Origin of the sequence: Xenorhabdus siamensis (assembly GCF_037996745.1) — a bacterium.
GTDB classification, from domain to species: Bacteria; Pseudomonadota; Gammaproteobacteria; order Enterobacterales; family Enterobacteriaceae; genus Xenorhabdus; species Xenorhabdus indica.
In genome coordinates this window covers 143692-165257 of record NZ_JBBMXE010000007.1, presented here as the reverse complement: position 1 = coordinate 165257, position 21566 = coordinate 143692, and the positions used below count along the sequence as shown (strand labels likewise).

Sequence of the window (21566 nt, the reverse complement as noted above, 5' to 3'; positions counted from 1 at the left end):
CACACATCACCCGCCTCAACTTTTATGACTTTTATTTTGGCGACAGCGAATAACGGTAGCAAGCCTGCCAGGAGTTCCACTTTTAGAATATAGAGGGGTATTGATACGTGCGGTTTCAACGCAAGCCATGTTCTTATAACCTTCTTTACTGATATCTTGCATGCTACTCGCTAGTTCAGCGCCGGGATTCCAGCAGACCACATCACTATGATGATAATGATGAATTTCAATGGTACGATTCCATAACTCATCTCTAATCAGACTGAAATTTTCTGGCTCTGTATAAATGCGATCCGTTCTTCCTTGAAAAATGAGGTCCTCATCAGTGTATTGCTCTCTGTCTATAACAGTATCAATAAAGTGATGACCTAGCCCGCTGATACGGATTTGATTGATGTGACTCACATTGAAGTAAGAGTGTAGGGCACAAGTGACCTGATAATCTCCATGGGATTCCAGCTCTATTTCGCAAGTCTCTCCCAATTTAAAGCGGGCAATAAGTGTAAATTCATGTGGCCACAACTGTTTTGTGTATGCGCTATCTTGTAGTGTGAACATCAAAATCACACCATTCTCATTTTCATGATGGGCCTTGAATTCCCACGGTAATATCCGGGCAAACCCATGACTGGGTGTGCACAGAGAGCCAAACCAAGGCCAACAGATAGGAATACCACCACGAATGGCTGTACCCTCACGGAGTTTTGTATTATCGCTTAACCATAATACAGGTTTTTCACCACAGGGTTGCCATGCCATAAGATGTGCGCCCTGGATACTGATTGCACCACGGATTTTGGGGTGGGAAATCACAATCAGCGGAAATCCATCAATATTCCTTTGACTGATATAAGGAGATATTTGTTTTACAACCGATAATGAGAAAATTCTATCAAGCATCTACATAACCTTATATAAACCTGAATTGGATAATTGGTAAAGGCAAGGATAGCTTATTGTGGTAGAGAGGGAAAATAAAGCCACCTGCAAAGGTGGCTTATTGAATAATAGATTAAATTTCAATTAGTTATAGATATGAGCAATCAGATCCAGAACTTTGTTAGAGTAACCCGTTTCGTTGTCATACCAAGAAACCAGTTTTACGAAGTTGTCGTTCAACGCGATACCCGCTTTGGCATCGAATACAGAAGTGAGTTTCTCGCCATTGAAATCAGTAGAAACAACGTCATCTTCAGTGTAGCCCAGAATGCCTTTCAGTTCGCCTTCAGCCGCTTCTTTGATTGCTTGACAAATTTCTTCATAAGTCGCTGGTTTTTCGAGACGTGCAGTCAGGTCAACAACAGAAACGTTAGGAGTCGGTACACGGAAAGACATACCGGTCAATTTGCCGTTCAGTTCTGGAATAACTTTACCTACTGCTTTTGCAGCACCGGTAGAAGATGGAATGATGTTTTGTGCCGCACCACGGCCACCACGCCAGTCCTTAGCAGAAGGGCCGTCAACTGTTTTCTGAGTTGCAGTTGTTGCGTGAACAGTTGTCATCAAACCTTCAACGATACCAAATTTATCATTGATAACTTTAGCTAGCGGAGCAAGGCAGTTGGTTGTGCAGGAAGCGTTAGAAACGATGTCCTGGCCTGCATAGGCCTTGTGATTGACACCCATAACAAACATTGGAGTGTTGTCTTTAGATGGGCCAGTCAGAACAACTTTTTTCGCGCCAGCAGTGATGTGTTTACGTGCAGTTTCGTCAGTCAGGAAAATGCCAGTTGCTTCAGCAACAACATCAACACCTACTTCGTCCCACTTCAGGTTAGCTGGATCTCTCTCAGATGTAACGCGGATGGTTTTGCCGTTAACAACCAGATGACCGTCTTTAACTTCAACAGTACCGTTGAAGCGGCCGTGGGTTGAATCGTATTTCAGCATGTAAGCCATGTAATCTGCATCTAACAGGTCATTGATTGCAACGATTTCAATGTCAGAACGTTCTTGTGCAGCACGGAAAACAATACGGCCAATACGACCAAAACCGTTAATACCTACTTTGATAGTCATAGTATTCCACCAGCTATTTTTTAGTGAATTAAAAGTTGTTTCTAAAGTTACCAAAATCTTGTCAGTCGTCAAGCGGAATCGTGTCAACAATTGAAAAAGATCAATTTAGAAATCACTGTCTGAATGCTCGCTATTCAACTGTAACAAGCTCTACGCCCATCATTATCGGGGTATAAAGCGATATTTAAAGTTACCATTGGTTAGAGATGTGAGATTTATCACAATTAGTAAAGTAAATCATTATGTTGAATGCGTTAGAATGCCTTTTAACATTCTAGTATTTGCTTTTTGTTGTTTTCGGTGTTTTTTAATTGAAAATATTGGCCTCAAAAGGTGGTTTCCATGGCTAAAAATATCTCCGTTTCTTTGGAGCAGCTTAGTGAAATGCAGCGTTATGTCACGCAGGAAGCAGGTACTGAGCCGCCATTTTCAGGAAAACTGTTGCACAACAAAAAAAGTGGCATTTATCATTGTTTGTGTTGTCATCAGCCATTATTTGTTTCTGATACTAAGTTTGATTCTGGATGTGGATGGCCAAGTTTTTACCAGCCAATCAATGACAATTCCATTAAATATATTGATGATTACTCCCATAATATGCATCGAATAGAGGTGCGTTGCAGTCATTGTCAGGCACATTTAGGGCATGTTTTCCCTGATGGACCTAAACCTACCGGAGAGCGCTTTTGCATTAATTCGGCTGCCTTATGGTTTGTTGATAAGGAAACAGGTGAAGAAACGGCAGGTTAATATTATGACTGCGGGTGTTTTTAAATAAAGATAAGCAATATGAATTGGTCACTAAAATAGAATCGATTCAGCCAAAATGTGTAGCCGTAAGGAAATATCGATGAAGTTGGATGATTTACTCTCTGCCATGACGCCTGAAATTTATCAACGATTGGTTCAGGCTGTTGAGTTGGGCAAATGGCAAGATGGCGTTCCATTAACACCAGAGCAGAAAGAAAATAGTTTGCAAATGGTGATGCTTTGGCAAGCCAGGCATAATCATGATCCTGAACATATGACAATTGGCACGGATGGCCAAATTACGATAAAAAGCAAGCAAGCACTGAAGGCTATGTTCCAATCAGAAATGGTTGCCAAGTTAAAACCGCTGTCAGAAGAAGAATGAACCAGCAGGTTAAAATAATAACCTCGTCCTTTGTAATAAGTTTGCAATAAAAGGACGAGGTTAATTTTGGGTATGTTCAGAAAAAATAACTTAAAAAAGCGTTGTTATTTCACTTAATGAAATCAACCTGGCACCTTTGGCTGTCATTTCTTCAATGGCTCGTTGGCTGTCATCTGCTTGAATATTGACTCCACGGCAGCCTTCAGCGATCACGTAAGTTTCATATCCATGTTCTAAAGCATCCAAGACCGTAAATTTTACGCAGTAATCAGTGGCAATTCCCAAAATCAACAGGCGATTGATATGTTGTTCTGATAGCCAACTATGCAGTTTGGTAGCGTTTTTACGATCGTTATCAAAGAATGCGCTATAGCTATCTATCTGTGAATTTTCGCCTTTACGAAAAATTTCCTGAATAGCAGACTGATTCAACGTTGGATGGAAGTCTGCACCTAATTGTCCCTGTACACAATGCACAGGCCACCATATCTGAGGGATACCATTCAGTTCCCCCAACTCACCAACAGGTTGACCAGAATTGACGGCAAAACTCATGTGATCGGATGGATGCCAATCTTGAGTTGCGATAATAGTGATGTTGTGTTGCTGACACAATTCAATCGCTTTATTTGCCATTTTGATAACTTCTTCGCTTTCCTTGACCGCCAGCGTCCCGCCTGTACAGAAGTCATTTTGTAGATCGATAAGTAATAATGCGGTTTTCATTATATTCCTCGACGTATTTTTTTACTTGTCGGAGTAGCTCAATTCTCCGCGTAAATTCTGCTGCATTAGCGAGCGGATTTCTTCAGTTTCGTAGTGCTGACTCAACAAGTAATGCAGTTTGGTCAGTGCGGCTTCAAAAGTCATATCATAGCCGCTGATAACGCCTGATGTAGATAGCGCATGGCCATTGGCATAACCTTCCATATTAACTCTTCCAGAGATACATTGTGTTAAATTGACCACAATAATGCCTCGTTCAGTCGCTTCTCTTAAGATTTTTAACAAATCGGAACGTTGTGGGGCATTACCAACGCCATAAGAGCGCAAAATCAGTGCCTTGACAGGTTGCATCAGGATATTTTCAACCACCTGACAAGATAATCCCGGATAGATAGTTACAACGCCGATTGGCTGTGATTTGATTTGATGTACGATAAAGTCACCATGGCTGGTTGGTATGGGAGCAGTATTAAATGTACGGATATTGATCCCCGCTTCAATGAGTGGAGGACAATTGGGAGATGAAAAAGCGTTAAAACCATCGGCGTGGGCTTTAACCGTTCTGTTCCCTCGAAACAATTTATTATTAAAAAATAAGCTAACTTCGTTAACGGGATAATTGGCTGCCAGGTACAGTGCATTGAGCAAATTTGTCTGACCATCTGAGCGCAGTGCTTCTAAAGGTATTTGCGACCCTGTCACGATAACGGGTTTGCTTAGATTTTCAAACATAAAAGAGAGTGCTGAAGTAGTGAAAGCCATGGTATCTGTACCATGCAGGATCAAAAAACCATCGTAATTGTGGTAATTCTGGTCAATATCGTTGGCGATAATTCCCCAATCATCCGGACTCATGTCAGAAGAATCGATAAGAGGATGATGTTCACGGATCGTGAACGTTGGCATTTCTGGGCGGTGGAATTCTGGCATCTGTGCAAGTTGCCGTTGTAAATGACCAGAGACAGGAATGTAACCATTGGGAGAATGCTGCATCCCAATTGTGCCACCTGTATAAACAACATAGATAGATTTCTTCTGCATGGAAGTACCCCAATAACAGTACCTGATAAAAATGTTTAGCCGATTATAGGGGGTATATGGAATAAAAAAAGCCTGATATATAAAGATCAGGCTTTTGGGTATAGCTGTTATCACATTTTAGTAATAACTTTCTAACGGATATTCTCGCAATTCAGGCAAAACGCATAAACATGCTGTGGATCATTCATGCGATTATAAAATACTGCTTGCTGTTTCATATCTTGTGCAACCTGAGCAAATGGTGCCGGCAGCATTGATTGCAGAATATTTGGCATAATTGCCTGAGCAGATGAAGAAAACTCCAGCATGAGTTTTTCAGTGAGGGAAAGCTCTGGTTGCATCCAGTCTAATGTTGCCGTTTTGAGGCCGGCTAATTCAACAGCTTTCTTCACTGCATCATCGAAATCGCCTAATTGATCGACCAAGCCATTCTTTTTCGCATCACTACCACTCCAGACACGACCTTCGGCGATTTTCTTAATCTCATTTACTGACTTATGCCGGGAATTTGCTACCAGCCCGATAAATTGGTTGTAGCCGTTTTCAATCGACAATTGCATAACGTCAGAAAACAGAGGGTTTATACCTTTTGTTAATGAAATATCAGCCAGTGGATGTGTTGAAACACCATCTGTATTCACACCAAGATGATCCAGGCTCTTTTCAAAGGTATTGAAGACACCGAAAACACCAATGGAGCCAGTTAAAGTATTTGGCGATGCAATAATGTAGTTAGCTGGTGTGGATACCCAATATCCCCCTGATGCCGCAAGACCCCCCATTGAAACAACGATGGGTTTCTGATTGACCTTTTTACCATTCTCATCAGTACCTTCCCGAATTGCCATGAGTTCACTGCGGATCAGCTCAGAGGCACCGATACTGCCGCCAGGGCTGTTTACACGTAATATAATGGCTTTGATTTCGGGATTCATACGTGCTTCTCGCAGTTGTGCTGCGATTGTATCACCACCAGCTATGCCATTAGATTGTTTACCATCCATGATTGCACCTTCAACTATGATCACCGCAATGTTGCCATTGTTTTGGTGGCTATTTTGGACTGGCTGTTTAGCAATATAGTCATTAATACTGACGTAGTTGAAATGCTGATTTTGTTTATCCCAACCAAATTGATGTATCAATTTCTTCTCAATGACATTCAAAGGCGCAATTTTATCTACTAAACCGTTTTGAAACGCATAGAGTGCACTATTTCCTCCCGCCTTATGGAATTTTTCAATAAACGTTGAAGGGTCAGGAAGTACTTGATCAAGCGGTATTTTCCTGTTGGTGGCAATAACTTGCCGGTAATTGTTCCAAAGTTCATTAAGCCAGAGCGTATCTGCTTTACGGGCATCATCTGACATATCATTCCGCATCATTGGTTCTACTGCTGATTTGTATGTCCCAACACGGAAAATGTGAGTGGAAACTTTCAAATTTTCTAATAATGATTTATAGAACAGACGGTTGTTTGAGAAGCCATGAAGGGACACACTGCCCTGTGGAGCAAGGAATATTTTGTTTGCGTAACTGGCTAAATAATATTGTGCCTGGCTATAGTTATTTCCGATGGCAATAACTGGTTTACCTGAAGCCTTAAATTCATTGATAACTTTGCCTATATATCTCATAGAAGACTGATCGGCACCAATAAAGTCATCTAACTTCAATACCATACCGGTAATTTTAGGGTCACTTTTCGCCCGTCGGATACTATCAACAATATCGAACACAGAGGTTTCCTGTGAACGGTTGCTGGAGGGGTCAACCAGATCCCGTCCGAGTTGATCCAGTGGGTTGAGAGCAGACACTTGATCAACAACGATACCGGATAAGTTGACATATAATGCCCCGTTATAATCATTGTTTAAGCGGAACTGCTCTTTGTATATGAGAACGCCAGTGGCGACTAATACAACCAATAGGATAAAAATCAGGTTGGAAATAAATTGGCGAACGAAATTTAGCAGTTTCCAACTCCATTTAAATATTGCTGCTATAAACTTCCATAAAGTACGCATATCGTCTCCATCATGGGGTCAAATAGGATTATCCTAATCAGCTAGCTGATAAATGTCAGCTGGAATTCACGAGAATGATTGAAAAAATAATAACATCTACTCTTTCATTCAGTAACGAATAAACAGAGAATGTCGAGTCGTGATAGGTTATCTTATTCAGGAGGAAATTATGAATGCTTTGGAACTTTTATTGAATCGTCGTTCTGTTTCACGTTTAACCGCTCCAGCTCCGCAAGGAGAGGCATTGCAACATATTCTTGCGGCAGGAATGCGAGCACCAGATCATGGGGCACTACGTCCCTGGCATTTTATTGTAATGCAGGGGGAAGGGATTGATAAATTCAGCAAGTTGCTTGAAAAAGCAGCAACTGAAGGCGATATGGGTGAAGATGTGGTGGAAAAAGCAAAAAATGCACCTTATCGTGCACCTATGATTATTACTGTCATTGCTAAAGTTGTTGAACATGCAAAAGTGCCAGCCTGGGAACAAGTTGTGGCGGCAGGTTGTTCAGTTCATGCCATGCAAATGGCTGCTGTGGCTCAGGGGTTTGGTGGAATATGGCGTTCTGGCTCCTGGACTGAAGATCCAACAGTCAAAGCGGGTTTGGGATGTGAAGAAAAGGATAAAATTGTTGGATTCCTCTATTTGGGCACACCGGAACTTAAAGCTCCAATGAAAGTTTCAACACCAGATTTAACGGGTTTTGTTAGTTACTTCTAAAGTGACTGATGATATTGCCAGATGCTGTGGGTCAGATGTGGTGGGGAAGATGAAAGTCGCCACATCAGTCCACTTCTTTATAGTTTAATTACCGTAGATGAACTGACTTAACCACGCTCGAACAAGGTATTGATTGAAGTTTTGAATAATTCCATGCGTCTTTTTATTGCAGAAAAACCTAGTCTGGCACGAGCCATTGCCGATGTTTTACCTAAACCTCATCGTCGGGGAGATGGGTTTATTGAGTGTGGTAATAACCAATTTGTTACCTGGTGTGTAGGCCATTTGTTAGAGCAATCTGAGCCGGATGCTTACGATAGCCGTTATGCACGCTGGGTATTGGCTGATTTACCGATCATCCCTGAGAAATGGCAGTTGAAACCACGAGCAGCGGTTGCCAAACAACTTAATACGATTAAATCTCTTCTGGAAAGGGCTGATGAAATTATCCATGCCGGAGACCCTGATCGTGAAGGTCAATTACTGGTGGATGAAGTATTGGATTTTTTGCATTTGGATAATAATAAAAAGCAAAATGTCCAACGTTGCCTGATCAATGATTTAAATCCACAGGCGGTACTTAAAGCAGTTGAGCGTTTAAGGAGTAACCGGGAATTTATTCCTCTATGTGTTTCAGCACTCGCCAGAGCTAGAGCGGACTGGCTCTATGGCATTAATATGACTCGTGCTTATACATTGTTAGGGCAGAATGCCGGCTATCAAGGGGTGCTATCTGTTGGACGCGTTCAGACCCCGGTTCTGGGCTTGGTTGTTCGTCGTGATGAGGAAATAGAGCATTTTGTGCCGAAAGATTTCTTTGAGGTTAAAGCTTATATTGTTACTCCGAAAGAAGAACGGTTTACGGCTGTATGGCAACCCAGTGAATCTTGTGTTGATTTTCAGGATGAAGAAGGTCGGATTATCCATCGGCCTTTGGCAGGGCATGTTGTAGCGCGTATTACAGGGCAACCTGCTTATGTTACTGCATATCAGGATAAACGGGAATCAGAAACGGCACCATTACCGTTTTCTCTCTCTTCATTACAGATTGAAGCAGCCAAACGCTTTGGTTTAAGTGCTCAGGATGTATTGGATATTTGTCAGCGACTTTATGAAACGCATAAATTGATCACTTATCCACGTTCTGATTGTCGTTACTTGCCGGAAGAACATTTTGCGGGGCGTCAGGCTGTCTTAAATGCTATTTCAGTTCATACCACGCATTTATTACCACAGGAAGCGTTGGACACGGAGAAAAAGAACCGCTGTTGGGATGATAAAAAAGTTGATGCTCATCATGCGATTATTCCCACAGCCCGAAGCAGCCAGATCAATTTGACAGAAAATGAACAGCATATTTATGGATTGATTGCCAGACAGTACTTGATGCAGTTTTTCCCGGATGCGGTATTTCGCAAGTGTACGATCGAGCTTGATATTGCCGGTGGAAAATTCATAGCAAAAGCTCGTTTTCTGGCAGAGGCTGGCTGGAGAACCTTATTGGGTAATAAAGAGCGAGATGAGGAAAATGAAGGCACCCCGCTGCCTGTTGTTGCCAAAGGTGATGAACTCTTATGTGAAAAAGGAGAAGTGGTGGAGAGACAGACTCAACCACCGCGTCCTTTTACTGATGCGACTTTATTGTCTGCAATGACAGGCATTGCCCGATTTGTACAAGATAAGGCACTAAAAAAAGTGTTACGAGCAACAGATGGTTTGGGCACAGAAGCAACGAGAGCAGGTATTATTGAATTACTGTTTAAACGGGAATTTCTGTACAAAAAAGGGCGCTATATCCATGCAACCCCTGCAGGGCGGGCGCTTATCCATGTATTACCTGATATGGCTGTGTTGCCCGATATGACAGCGCATTGGGAGTCAAAACTAACACAAATCAGTGAAAAACAAGTCCGCTATCAGGATTTTATGTTGCCTCTTCACGAAACGTTGCAGCAGTTGATTTGGCAGGCAAAACAGTATCGAAATTTGAAGGCTTTTAGGGAGTTACCTCCTGTTCCTGTGAAAGGAAAAAAGAGTAAAAAGAAGAAAACAAAGACTGATAAAGCCGGATAGATAAGATTAAAACGATACAATTAAAAACACCGTAAGAAAAATCCAGCACCGAAATTGGCGGTGCTGGATTTTATTATTTTGAGGATCAAATTTTAAATTCAGCCCAAACAGGAGCGTGGTCAGATGGTTTTTCCATGCTACGGATACCATAATCTATACCAGCAGAAAGGCATTTTTCCGCTAATGGACGGCTGGCAAGCAACAAGTCAATACGAAGCCCCCGGTTATCATCAAACCCTTTCGAGCGATAATCAAACCAGGAGAATTGATCATTGATCTCAGGATGATGTACCCGAAACGTATCGACGAGTCCCCAACTTTTAAGGCGTTCCATCCACTCTCTTTCTTCTGGTAAGAAAGAGCATTTTCCAGTTTTCAACCAGCGTTTTTGGTTATTTTCACCGATCCCAATATCAAGATCAGTTGGACTGATATTCATATCTCCCATAATAAGAATATTGGATTCTGGGGACTGTTTTCTTTCCAAATAGGTTTGTAAATCTTGGTAGAATTTTGCTTTTGCAGGAAATTTGACCGGATGTTCACGGTTTTCACCTTGTGGAAAGTAACCATTAATTACAGTTAATGAGCCTAGAGGTGTTTCAATATCTGCCATGATAATACGACGTTGCGCATCATCCTCATCCGTAGGAAAACCTTTCTGAACTTCAATTGGCTTCTGGCGTGTCAGCAGGGCTACACCGTAATGGGATTTTTGGCCGTGATAGAAGACATGGTAACCAAGTTTGCTAACTTCTTCCAAAGGGAATATTTCATCATGAACTTTTGTTTCTTGTAATCCAATCACGTCAGGCTGATGTTGTTCAACAATCGCGGTAAGTTGATGAGGGCGTGCCCGCAGGCCATTAATATTGAATGATACAAATTTCATACTGTTATAATCACCTATAGAATATTTATATTTTTAATCTTAACAGAGATAAAAAAGGATGTAACCATTTATTAAATAATAATTTAAAGTAAGTTATCTTGATATTTCACTATTTTACTCTTATATGTAATGTTATATTGAGTATAATGCGCTTATTACTCAAATTTAGAGTATGTAATCTCGATAAATAATAAAAAACACGTAATGAGTAAATAATGAATTAATGGGTAAATACTTATTTGATTAATCATTCTTTGTTATATTCAACACTTGATACTATGTTTTTGGGGAAGTGTTTTTATTCCTGAAATTTATTCTGTGTCACGCATTACAAAAAATAATTAATGAAAAAGTAGAAGAGTTAATCAATCTCTGATAGAAAATTGAACTTGTAGACCATGTTTATATTTATTAATGGCTTACATTCACGATGGAATATTCATCATGATACAGGTGAATAATATAGTTCATCTGAACCGCATTTTTGCATCAGGGGCTGGCATTACATATAAATGCCATTTGAAAAATAGCTATTTTTATTGTACAAAATTATACCTTCACAATATCAAGTTTGATTTAGCGGTTACCTGATGAGAAGGCCATTTCAAGGAAATTATTTTAGCCACAAGTTACATAGGAACGGTGAATTATGTTTTTTTCTCGTAAATTAGAAGCATTCATGGCGGTGGTGGAAATGGGTTCTTTAAGCAAAGCGGCAAGAGTGATGAACCGTACGACTCCCCCAGTCGCTAAATCAATTAAAGACTTTGAGGCGACGTTAGGAAAGCGCTTATTTAAAAGGGAGAAGTTTGGGATGATACTGACTAAAGACGGAGTGGAACTATATAATGACTTAAAAGAACTTTATTTGAAAGAAAAGGAAATTACAAAGAAACACTTTAGCGGAACTATTTGTAACAGCGTCAATATCTACTACGATTGGGGGAAAGACAGACATCTGATTTCACTTTATAAAGCAGCAGACAGAAATAATGCTCAAGTTAACATATTACGCTTTAGTTATGATAACATTGATGAAATAGTTGACTATGAGGGCAATACGATAATTTTAAGCTCAGAAAAAATACTCAGTGATAGATTCAGTTTGGTTCGTAAAATTGAAGGGCAGAATTTAGGTATTTGCTGCCGTCAAGAGTTAATTGATGAAGCCAATGGTGATTTAACTCAATTATTGAAAAAGAAAACGTGGTTGTGTGATCCAGTTCTCTATAAAAGCGATTTTATAAAGAATTTGGAAGAGGATATGATAAAGAACGGAGAGAAAGTTAATATAAGGCAAATGGACAATATGGAGTGCTGTCTTAATTTCATTCAATCCAAAGATTATATTTTTATTACAGATGCCCGTTCTGGTGCATTGGAGGAAGGAAAAAGCCTAGGCTTTATTCCAATATCACGAGCTGATGCAGTTAATCAGTGTTACGTTTATAAATCTAAATCCCATTCAAGCGTGTTAAATCGTTTTATCGACTCCGTTAGTGATATGGAGTAACTGATGCATAAGCGGAGCAAATTGCAGATCCTCCAGAGCTCCGCTATTGGTGTCCGGTGAACACGTTAAGTTAATTTTACGATATTCATTTGCTCATTGAGTAAACTAGATTGTTCTTCCCCCAAGCAGTATATCTGTTAGCTTTAACAGTAAATGCAAATAATGGAATATACCTTAAGATATGGTGGGGGAAGGATGATGCACCATTTCTCGTTTTTCACCTTCCAGCTAACGTGCTGTGCGTAATATCACTTCGCTATGTTCAATTCTCAGTCCAAATTTTGGTCGAAGGACTTTGCCCTTGCTTTGAGCAAGTATAAATAATTTTTGTTCAGGGATAAGCTAAGGTGTGAGATAACTAGATGGTGGTGGGGGAAGGATTCGAACCTTCGAAGTCTGTGACGGCAGATTTACAGTCTGCTCCCTTTGGCCGCTCGGGAACCCCACCAGATTTTGAATTGTACGCTGTCGTTGCCAGCGGACGGCATAATACCAAATCAGCCGCCGCTGTAAAGTAGTTATTTGAAAATTAAATGTCTAGCGGTGTTTTTTTAAACTTTGCGTCTAAAAATCATTCCATTAAGGGTATTTTGTTATCAAGAATAATCACTCTATTATCTAACAAAAATACCCTTAGCCCATCACAGAATAATAGTGCGATTACCATACACAAACACACGTTGAGAAAAAACCGAGTGCAATGCTTTACTTAGCACATTTTTCTCAACATCTCGTCCTGCTCGCATCATCTCTTCAGCAGTATAACTATGATCCACGTTAATTACATCCTGAGTGATAATAGGGCCTTCATCTAAGTTATCATTGACATAATGTGCAGTGGCTCCAATGATTTTGACCCCACGCTCATAAGCCTGGTGATAAGGGCGGGCTCCTATAAATGCTGGTAAGAATGAGTGGTGAATATTAATAATTTGATTTGGGTAATGCTGAACGAATGCTGGTGTTAAGACACGCATGTACTTGGCGAGTACAACATAGTCGGGGTTATATTGATCTATCTGCGCCATTAACGCTTCATCGTGCTGTTCCCGGCTTAAACCTTCATGGCTGATATGATGGAAAGGAATATCAAACTGCTCGACCAATGGTTGCAGGGTGGTATAGTTGCCAATAACAGCGGCTATTTCCACATCCAATCCTTCATAAGCACTTTTTACTAATATATCACCGATACAGTGGGCTTCTTTTGTTACCATGATGACAATACGACGACGACCTGCTGTATTCAATTCACGACTTGAGCCAACCGGAAGAGCATCATCCAGATCGGTCAGAAATATTTCATCATTAAAAATACCTTCCAGTTCTGTACGCATGAAAAAGCGGCCAGTGAGATGATCGACAAACTCACTATTTTGTACAATATTCAATTGATGCTTGTAACAAATATTTGTGATCTTCGCGATTAATCCTTTGGAATCAGGACAAATTGTACGCAAGATTTTTTTTTGTATAATTGCGTTTTGCATGGATAACGTGATCCTCAAATGTTTTTCACTGTGTGTGAATGGTTGTGTTTAAAATATTTAAATATTGATTTAACTACAGCATTTTTTATATTTTTTGCCCGAACCACATGGGCAAGGATCATAGCGTCTTGTTTCAGGGCGAACACCATCTATATAGAACCAATGTTGGTCAATACGCAAAAAACGAGAACGCTCATGTATCAATTGCCTATCTTGCTTTTCCTGCTCAATAAAGCAAGCTGAAAATTCAACGTAGGCCTCGTTATTATGTTGTCCTTTATTTGTGTTGATTACATTCAACCCTAGCCATTGTACACCAACAAAGCTTTGTTCTATTTCTGAACGCCAGGTTTCTGCTTTACAATCGGGATGCCAGGTTGCAATCAGATAATCGACATTCTTCGTCACATAAGCGCTATATCTGGAACGCATTAGACATTCGGCATCTGGAGCAGGGTAGTGATTATCAATATAAGGGCCGCAGCAATGTGCGAAAGGTGAGCCGCTGCCACAGTGACATATTCTTGTCAAAATAACTCCGGTTGATTAAAAAGGTTGCTGTTAATATGACTGATACTGTAAAGGTATGTAAGCGTAAAATATATAATCATATAAATAGTTATGATTGATTATATTACCATCAATAATACCTGAATACAGGCTGTAGCTGCAATGTTTAGTGAGAGTACTCTATTATCAATGCTTTTTATGTTTCAGAAAATTCATTTAACAGCTATTTGATATAACGGTGCATTCAGAGTGTATATATCAGTTATGTAAATACCGTTGTATGGAAAACATAATTAAATTTTTATTCACTGTATATCTGGCTGTGTTAGCTGGTATACTCTGGCGCACTATTTTTTTAGGTATGTTTTTTTAGGTATGTGACTTTTTTCACATATACGATTTTTCACACATACGATTTTTTAGAGAGTTGGTGCTATTGTTTAAGCTGCAAAAGGAGTTTTTCAGTTATAACATAGCCGCAGGAGACTATGTAATGTCAGTAATAAACAAAAAAGTAAAAAAAGCCGTCATCCCTGTTGCTGGTTTGGGAACCAGGATGTTACCAGCCACTAAAGCTATTCCTAAAGAAATGCTGCCTCTGGTTGATAAGCCACTTATTCAATACGTTGTCAATGAATGCATTAAAGCCGGCATTAATGAAATTATTCTGGTTACACATTCATCCAAAAACTCTATAGAAAACCATTTTGATACTAGCTTTGAGCTAGAGGCAATTCTTGAGAAAAGAGTAAAGCGTCAGCTCTTGGACGAAATCCAGTCGATTTGTCCTAATCATGTGACGATCATGCAGACCCGTCAGGGGATCGCTAAAGGATTGGGACATGCGGTGCTATGTGCTAAGCCACTTATTGGGAACGAACCATTTGCTGTTATTCTGCCGGATGTCATTTTGGATGAGTACAGTACAGATTTATCGAAATACAATTTGAGCGAGATGTTATCACGTTTTAACGATAGTGGAACAAGTCAAATACTGGTTGAACCGGTTCCTGTTGAGAATGTCTCTGATTATGGAATCGTTGATTGCTTTGGAGAAAACCTGCAACCAGGTGACAGTAAACCAATTGCCCGTGTTGTTGAAAAGCCCAAACCAGAAGAAGCCCCTTCAAACCTTTCTATTGTCGGTCGCTATGTATTATCTGAGAAAATCTGGCCATTACTGGCAAAAACAGCACCAGGGGCCGGGGATGAAATTCAGCTTACCGATGCCATTGCCATGCTGATGGAAAAAGAGCCAGTTGAGGCGTATCACTTAAAAGGCCGCAGTCATGATTGTGGGAACAAATTGGGTTATATGCAGGCGTTTGTTGAATATGGTATGAAGCATAAGCAGTTGGGAGAAGCATTCAAAGACTGGATTATGACTTTGCAACATCAGATTGAAAAATAATCTATTAGTAATTTAGGATGTGAAATGAAAGTTACTGTATTTGGTATTGGCTACGTTGGCTTAGTCCAGGCAACCGTGTTTGCCGAAGTCGGGCATGATGTACTTTGTGTTGATGTTGATACAAGAAAAGTTGAAAACTTGAAAAATGGCCAGATCCCTATTTTTGAGCCAGGACTGGAATCCTTGGTTAAAAAAAATTATGCGGAAGGGCGTCTGAGCTTTACAACGGATGCTAAGGCTGGCGTCGCACATGGCAAATTACAGTTTATCGCCGTAGGAACACCTCCTGATGAAGATGGCTCTGCCGATTTACAATATGTCACTGCTGTAGCCCGGACTATTGCAGAGAATATGGATAACTACAAAGTGGTGGTTGATAAATCAACGGTTCCTGTGGGAACTGCGGATAAAGTCAAAGCTGTCATGCAAGTAGCTTTGGCTGAACGTGGAGCTAATATTCCATATGACGTTGTTTCCAATCCTGAGTTTTTGAAAGAAGGAGCCGCAGTTGCTGATTGTATGCGTCCTGAACGCATTATCATTGGCTGTGATAACGATAGCGTGATTGATGTGATGAGAGAACTGTATGAACCGTTTAATCGTAATCATGATCGTATGATTGTTATGGATATCCGCAGTGCGGAGCTGACAAAATATGCCGCTAATTGCATGTTAGCAACCAAAATTAGTTTTATGAATGAAATTGCTAACCTGGCAGAAATGTTGGGGGCAGATATTGAACATGTGCGTCAAGGCATTGGTTCTGATTCACGTATTGGGTATCACTTTATTTATCCGGGATGTGGATATGGCGGTTCATGTTTCCCCAAAGATGTGCAGGCATTGATTCGCACTTCTGAACAAATCGGATATACGCCTAAGATTTTACAGGCGGTAGAGCAGGTTAACGAAAAACAAAAAAGAAAATTACCTGTTTTTGTTAAGTGTCACTTTGGTGATGATCTATCTGGCAAGACATTTGCGATATGGGGCTTATCATTTAAGCCTAATACAGATGATATGCGAGAAGCATCAAGCCGTGTATTGATGGAAGAATTGTGGGAAGGTGGTGCCAAAATACAAGCTTATGATCCAGAAGCTATGCAGGAAGCTCAGCGTATTTATGGACAGCGGGATGATCTTGCCTTGATGGGTACAAAAGAAGCTGCATTAAAAGGTGCAGATGCTTTGATTATCTGCACAGAATGGCAAAATTTTAGGGCACCTGATTTTGATGTCATAAAAAATTCACTTAAAACTCCGGTTATTTTTGATGGACGTAATCTTTATGATCCTGAACGTCTGCAATCCAGAGGATTTACATACTATGGCATTGGTCGTGGTGCCTCTATTAATCCAGTCATTTGAGTTGTGATATGAAATTTTTAGTCACAGGTTCCGCTGGTTTTATTGGTTTTCATGTTAGCCAGCGGTTATTAAGTATGGGGTATGAAGTTGTCGGCATCGATAACATCAATAATTATTATGATGTTAATTTGAAGCAGGCAAGATTAAATTTATTACTCCCTAATCCGGGGTTTAAATTTGAAAAATTAGATCTGGCTGATAGAGTTGCAATTTCGGAGTTGTTTTCTAAACACCAATTTCAACGTGTTATCCATTTGGGGGCCCAGCCAGGTGTTCGTTATTCAATACAGAACCCAATGGCATATATTGATGCCAATATCGTTGGTCATATCAATATTCTTGAAGGATGTCGCCATAATCGTGTTGAACATTTATTATATGCATCTTCAAGTTCAGTATATGGATTAAATAAAAAACAGCCATTCTCTACTGATGATTCGGTTGATCATCCTGTTTCTTTATATGCTGCTACCAAAAAAGCTGATGAATTAATGTCTCACAGCTACTCACATCTTTATCAATTACCGACCACAGGTTTACGGTTTTTTACAGTATATGGCCCGTGGGGGCGTCCTGATATGGCCTTATTTAAGTTTACTAAAGCTATGTTAGAGGGTAAGTGTATCGATGTTTATAATCATGGTAATATGGTGAGGGATTTCACATATATTGATGATATTGTCGAGTCTATAATCAGATTACAAGCCATTATTCCCGCCTCTGATAAAGATTGGTCAGTTGAAGAAGGGCAGATATCTGCCAGCTCTGCACCATATCGTATTTACAATATTGGCAATGGTCATCCGATAAAATTGGGTGATTTTATTGAAGCGATTGAATCGTCATTAGGTATAAAGGCAAAGAAAAACTTTATGGATATTCAGGATGGTGATGTACTGTCCACTTGTGCTGATTCTAGAGCGCTCTATGAGAAGATAGGTTTCTCACCCAACACACCAGTGAAAGAAGGTGTAAAACAGTTTGTTGATTGGTATTTGGATTTTTACCAGCGGCCTTAAGATTAGACTTAGTATTAGAATAGTAATAAAAAAAGGAGCTAATAGCTCCTTTTTTAACTCTGTGTTAATAAAAAACTAAGTTGATGTTAAATTGTTTTTTTTTCACGTTGGGGAATAATAATGGAGTTTAAACCGTTAATATAACCCGTGGTGCTCGTACATCAGCCAGTAATTAACTTAGTTAGATATATTAACCATAAAACAAAAATACCCTATCAAGGGTATTTTTGTTATTAGTTTGCAGAATAACTGATTAGATCAGAAAATCTTCCAGTGACTTGCCTTCTTCTTCTATTGCTTTCTTGATTACTGCTGGAGTACGGCCTTGTCCAGTCCAGGTTTTAGTTTCACCATTGTCAACGTATGAATATTTAGCTGGACGTGCAGCCCGTTTAGATTTACCCGTAGTTTTACCACTTAAAGCATCTACTAAATCGCTTAATTCAATACCGTCTTTTTCTAACATTTCACGGTATTCTTGAAGCTTACGTGTACGTTCTTCTATTTGAGCACGAGCTTGGCTTTCTTCGTCACGACGTTCTTCAACAACAATCGTGAGTTTTTCCAGCATTTCTTCTAAAGTGCTAAGTTCACATTCTCTTGCTTGTGCGCGCAAGGTGCGGATGTTATTTAAGGATTTTAAATTTTCGCTCATTGTCCTGGTCTCAAATTATAATGATGATGGCTGATGTATGGATAATAATAGAGTGCTATTTTATTTTCTGCAATAGTGAATTTACTTTCTCAGGCTAAAACATCCCATTTTAAAATGCAATTTTTTTGATAATCGATATATTGTGTTTTAATTCTACTATTGGATTTATCATTTCTCGATAACGGTTAGACGTAGATTACTCAAAGCAGAGTGGGGATAAACTCGAACATATAAAACTAATTTATAGTCAATCCGTAAGAGATGTTAACTGTTCATCCCAAAATAAGTTGATGTTCAAAGGAGTAATGAAATTTTTTTTATGGGTAATCTATTGGTTATGATTATAGTGGAGTAAATTGCACAAAAGTAAACCACTTTGATTATTAATATGCAAAGAATGGAATAAAAAATAGCTATTTCTTTCTAATGTTAAATTTGTTCATTTGTCATGCAATAAGTACTTGTGGTGCTGATTTTATATGCGCAAATGTGACGATTATCATGAAATTATTCATTTCATATTTGTTCTGATTTTTTATCCTGTACCTCATTTGGTCAATAACAAAGGATAACCTTAAGTTGAGATTGTGGTAAACTTGCGGTGATATATTGCTTGGTTAAATTTGACAAGAGGATGGACGGGCCAATGGCTCAGCTTTATTTTTATTATTCTGCTATGAATGCAGGAAAATCAACTTCCTTATTACAGTCTTCTTATAACTATAACGAAAGAGGAATGAGGACGTTGATTTTTACAGCAGAAATCGATACCCGATTTGAAAAAGGGAAGGTGAGTTCCCGTATTGGTTTATCCGCAGATGCTTTGTTGTTTTCACCGGTAACTAATATCGCTGAACTTATCAGACGTGAAAACAAAGTAGAAAAGATTCATTGTGTTTTGATTGATGAATGCCAATTTTTAACAAAAGAACACGTCAAACAGCTTTGTGAAATTGTTGATTACGATGATATCCCTGTTCTTTGTTATGGTTTAAGAACAGATTTTCAGGGAGAATTATTTAGCGGTAGCCAATATCTTCTCGCGTGGTCGGATAAATTAGTTGAACTGAAAACGATTTGTCATTGTGGAAGAAAAGCCAGCCATGTACTGCGTTTTGGCAGCGATGGCAATGTTGTTTATGATGGTGTGCAGGTTGATATTGGAGGCAATGAAAAATATGTCTCAGTGTGTCGCAGGCACTATTCTGATGTCATTTGTGATGCTAAGGCTAAAAAAGCTGAACGGACATAATGCCTTTTATATGAGTATTATGATCAAGTTAGAACAAATGAATTAATAAAAAGGCATCGGTTATACCTGATGCCTTTTAAATCACATTGATTTATCATTTATTATTATTTCTTATTATTTTTCTTCCTCCTTAGATAAGGCAGGCTCTATAAAGTTACGGCCATAAAAGGAATCCAACATTAATTGCTTCAATTCAGTAATTAACGGATAACGAGGATTGGCACCGGTACATTGATCGTCAAAGGCATCCTCCGCCAGTTTATCTGTTTTTGCCAAGAATTCGCTTTCCTGAACTCCGGCTTCACGAATTGAGGTTGGAATATTTAGCTGAGATTTTAATTCTTCTAACCATGTAAGGAGCTTTTCAATTTTGGTTGCAGTGCGATCACCAGCACTACTTAGTCCCAGATGTTCTGCAATTTCGGCATAACGACGTCTTGCCTGGGGACGATCATATTGGCTGAACGCCGTTTGTTTGGTTGGGTTATTATTGGCGTTATAGCGAATAACGTTACAGATAAGCAGAGCATTCGCGAGTCCATGTGGAATATGGAATTCGGCGCCAAGCTTATGAGCCATAGAGTGGCAAACACCTAAAAAAGCATTGGCAAAAGCGATCCCTGCAATAGTTGCTGCATTATGAACTCGTTCGCGAGCAACTGGATTTTGTGCTCCCTGTTGATAGCTGGCTGGCAGAAAATCTTTGAGCAGCTTCAGGGCTTGTAGTGCCCTGACCATCCGAGTACTCATTGGCTAGAACAGAAACATAGGCTTCCAACGCATGAGTTACGGCGTCTAATCCACCAAAAGCACATAGTGATTTTGGCATATCCATGACAAGATTTGCATCAACGATAGCCATATCGGGAGTTAGTGCATAGTCTGCTAATGGATATTTTTGTCCTGTGATGTCATCAGTCACAACGGCAAAAGGTGTGACTTCTGAGCCTGTCCCAGAACTCGTTGTGATGGCTACCATTTTTGCTTTACTCCCCATTTTCGGGAACTTATAAATGTGCTTACGGATATCCATAAAACGTAATGCCAGATCTTCAATCGGATTAGTTGTCGGGATGATGCCGCAAATAAGCCCAATAGGTTCAGCTATAGTGATTGTTCCAAAGGTGTCATCTTCGGATAAAACCCCACAGGTTTTATCATCCTTATAGGCATTATAAATATACTCAGAAGCGAAGTGATTTTTGATCACTTTGTCTTCGATTATTCCCATTCCTGATTCAGATACAGCTAATTTTGCCAAAAGAATGCGGGCATCAGCAGCAACACGGAATATGTGGTCAAAAGTCAAATTTATGTTGGTGAGCTTTATCAGTAAAAACGCTGTTATGAATACCGCTAATCACCTTAAAAAAACTGTATAAATTCATATGAATGAGAGTTAAGTCTGTATTTTTTCTGAGAGTTTCTATTTAAGTACAGCTTATCATTGACTGGTTTTTAAATAGTGATTTAGATCATGAAAGCAGCAAGCTGACACCATTCAACAGATAGGTTTTATTATTCGATATCAAAAAATTATTAGGATTGTTTTTAAATATTTATTTAATTTTTATGGAATATTTTGTTAAATAATTTTTGATAATATTTTTTTAGAAGAAATAAGTGAAAAATAATTAATGGACAACCAATAAAGAGTATAGCTAGTCGATAAAAGCATTTTCGTATCTGGTTAAGAACTTATTTTTTATATCTT

The 21566-nt window shown here is 39.4% G+C and carries 18 protein-coding genes, 1 tRNA gene and 1 pseudogene; 9 read left to right on the top strand and 11 right to left on the bottom strand.

The genetic code is table 11. From position 1 onward, the window contains the following. Positions 1 to 15: 15 nt before the first annotated feature. Together AAC852_RS07580 and gapA are read right to left on the bottom strand one after the other, a co-directional pair. Positions 16 to 900: a D-hexose-6-phosphate mutarotase gene (locus AAC852_RS07580; protein ID WP_340620508.1), complete on the bottom strand. Its 885-nt coding sequence runs from the start codon at positions 898 to 900 to the stop codon at positions 16 to 18. A gap of 123 nt (positions 901 to 1023) precedes the next feature. After that, positions 1024 to 2019 (bottom strand): glyceraldehyde-3-phosphate dehydrogenase, encoded by a 996-nt coding sequence (gapA, locus tag AAC852_RS07575; protein ID WP_340620507.1) that lies wholly within the window; start codon positions 2017 to 2019, stop codon positions 1024 to 1026. 342 nt (positions 2020 to 2361) lie between these two features. Here gapA and msrB point away from each other — a divergent pair, with 342 nt between their 5' ends. Beyond that, complete coding sequence (gene msrB / locus AAC852_RS07570) at positions 2362 to 2769, top strand: peptide-methionine (R)-S-oxide reductase MsrB (RefSeq protein ID WP_340620506.1); 408 nt, start codon at positions 2362 to 2364, stop codon at positions 2767 to 2769. Between the two features lie 100 nt (positions 2770 to 2869). Then, positions 2870 to 3154 carry a YeaC family protein gene (locus tag AAC852_RS07565; protein WP_340620505.1) on the top strand — a complete coding sequence of 95 codons (285 nt, stop codon included), beginning with the start codon at positions 2870 to 2872 and terminating at the stop codon, positions 3152 to 3154. 90 nt (positions 3155 to 3244) lie between these two features. On the opposite strand, the gene pncA is transcribed toward AAC852_RS07565, so the two are convergent. The 3 genes from pncA to sppA all read right to left on the bottom strand — a co-directional run bounded on the left by pncA (position 3245) and on the right by sppA (position 6948). Then, positions 3245 to 3880, bottom strand: coding sequence for a bifunctional nicotinamidase/pyrazinamidase (pncA, locus tag AAC852_RS07560; RefSeq protein ID WP_340620504.1), 636 nt, complete (start codon positions 3878 to 3880; stop codon positions 3245 to 3247). A 21-nt stretch (positions 3881 to 3901) separates the two neighbouring features. Then, complete coding sequence (ansA, locus tag AAC852_RS07555) at positions 3902 to 4921, bottom strand: asparaginase (protein ID WP_340620503.1); 1020 nt, start codon at positions 4919 to 4921, stop codon at positions 3902 to 3904. 131 nt (positions 4922 to 5052) lie between these two features. Beyond that, the gene (gene sppA / locus AAC852_RS07550) at positions 5053 to 6948 is read right to left on the bottom strand and encodes a signal peptide peptidase SppA (RefSeq protein ID WP_340620502.1); all 1896 of its coding nucleotides are present in this window, start codon (positions 6946 to 6948) and stop codon (positions 5053 to 5055) included. Between the two features lie 169 nt (positions 6949 to 7117). Here sppA and AAC852_RS07545 point away from each other — a divergent pair, with 169 nt between their 5' ends. Both AAC852_RS07545 and AAC852_RS07540 read left to right on the top strand, forming a co-directional pair. Further along, positions 7118 to 7669 (top strand): NAD(P)H nitroreductase, encoded by a 552-nt coding sequence (locus tag AAC852_RS07545; protein ID WP_340620501.1) that lies wholly within the window; start codon positions 7118 to 7120, stop codon positions 7667 to 7669. A 153-nt stretch (positions 7670 to 7822) separates the two neighbouring features. After that, a complete protein-coding gene (locus tag AAC852_RS07540; protein ID WP_340620500.1) occupies positions 7823 to 9742 on the top strand; it encodes a DNA topoisomerase III in 1920 nt (639 codons plus the stop codon). Between the two features lie 85 nt (positions 9743 to 9827). Here AAC852_RS07540 and xthA read toward each other — a convergent pair whose 3' ends face one another. Next, entirely contained in the window at positions 9828 to 10634 is an 807-nt protein-coding gene (gene xthA, locus AAC852_RS07535; RefSeq protein WP_340620499.1) for an exodeoxyribonuclease III, read from the bottom strand. 649 nt (positions 10635 to 11283) lie between these two features. Here xthA and AAC852_RS07530 point away from each other — a divergent pair. Further along, positions 11284 to 12147 carry a helix-turn-helix domain-containing protein gene (locus AAC852_RS07530; protein ID WP_038270174.1) on the top strand — a complete coding sequence of 288 codons (864 nt, stop codon included), beginning with the start codon at positions 11284 to 11286 and terminating at the stop codon, positions 12145 to 12147. A gap of 363 nt (positions 12148 to 12510) precedes the next feature. Here the strand turns inward: AAC852_RS07530 and AAC852_RS07525 are convergent. The 3 genes from AAC852_RS07525 to AAC852_RS07515 form a co-directional block, all read right to left on the bottom strand. Beyond that, positions 12511 to 12595, bottom strand: a tRNA-Tyr gene (locus AAC852_RS07525). 193 nt (positions 12596 to 12788) lie between these two features. After that, the gene (purU, locus tag AAC852_RS07520) at positions 12789 to 13637 is read right to left on the bottom strand and encodes a formyltetrahydrofolate deformylase (RefSeq protein WP_038270172.1); all 849 of its coding nucleotides are present in this window, start codon (positions 13635 to 13637) and stop codon (positions 12789 to 12791) included. A 69-nt stretch (positions 13638 to 13706) separates the two neighbouring features. Beyond that, positions 13707 to 14168, bottom strand: a complete 462-nt coding sequence (locus tag AAC852_RS07515) for a YchJ family protein (RefSeq protein WP_340620498.1) — start codon at positions 14166 to 14168, stop codon at positions 13707 to 13709. 472 nt (positions 14169 to 14640) lie between these two features. Between AAC852_RS07515 and galU the strand changes: the two genes are divergently transcribed. From galU to AAC852_RS07500, 3 genes are read left to right on the top strand one after another with little or no spacing between them, the layout of a single operon-like run. Next, positions 14641 to 15558: a UTP--glucose-1-phosphate uridylyltransferase GalU gene (galU, locus tag AAC852_RS07510; RefSeq protein ID WP_340620497.1), complete on the top strand. Its 918-nt coding sequence runs from the start codon at positions 14641 to 14643 to the stop codon at positions 15556 to 15558. A 24-nt stretch (positions 15559 to 15582) separates the two neighbouring features. Next, the gene (locus AAC852_RS07505) at positions 15583 to 16926 is read left to right on the top strand and encodes a UDP-glucose dehydrogenase family protein (protein WP_340620496.1); all 1344 of its coding nucleotides are present in this window, start codon (positions 15583 to 15585) and stop codon (positions 16924 to 16926) included. An 8-nt stretch (positions 16927 to 16934) separates the two neighbouring features. Further along, on the top strand, positions 16935 to 17945 hold the full coding sequence (locus AAC852_RS07500) for an NAD-dependent epimerase (RefSeq protein WP_340620495.1): 1011 nt from the start codon (positions 16935 to 16937) through the stop codon (positions 17943 to 17945). A gap of 253 nt (positions 17946 to 18198) precedes the next feature. Here the strand turns inward: AAC852_RS07500 and hns are convergent, their stop codons facing one another. Beyond that, positions 18199 to 18600 (bottom strand): histone-like nucleoid-structuring protein H-NS, encoded by a 402-nt coding sequence (hns, locus tag AAC852_RS07495; protein WP_340620494.1) that lies wholly within the window; start codon positions 18598 to 18600, stop codon positions 18199 to 18201. A gap of 646 nt (positions 18601 to 19246) precedes the next feature. Here hns and AAC852_RS07490 point away from each other — a divergent pair. Next, positions 19247 to 19852 carry a thymidine kinase gene (locus AAC852_RS07490; RefSeq protein ID WP_340620493.1) on the top strand — a complete coding sequence of 202 codons (606 nt, stop codon included), beginning with the start codon at positions 19247 to 19249 and terminating at the stop codon, positions 19850 to 19852. 114 nt (positions 19853 to 19966) lie between these two features. Here AAC852_RS07490 and AAC852_RS07485 read toward each other — a convergent pair. Next, a pseudogene (locus AAC852_RS07485) lies at positions 19967 to 20906 on the bottom strand (iron-containing alcohol dehydrogenase); the annotation flags it as partial. Positions 20907 to 21566: the final 660 nt, after the last annotated feature.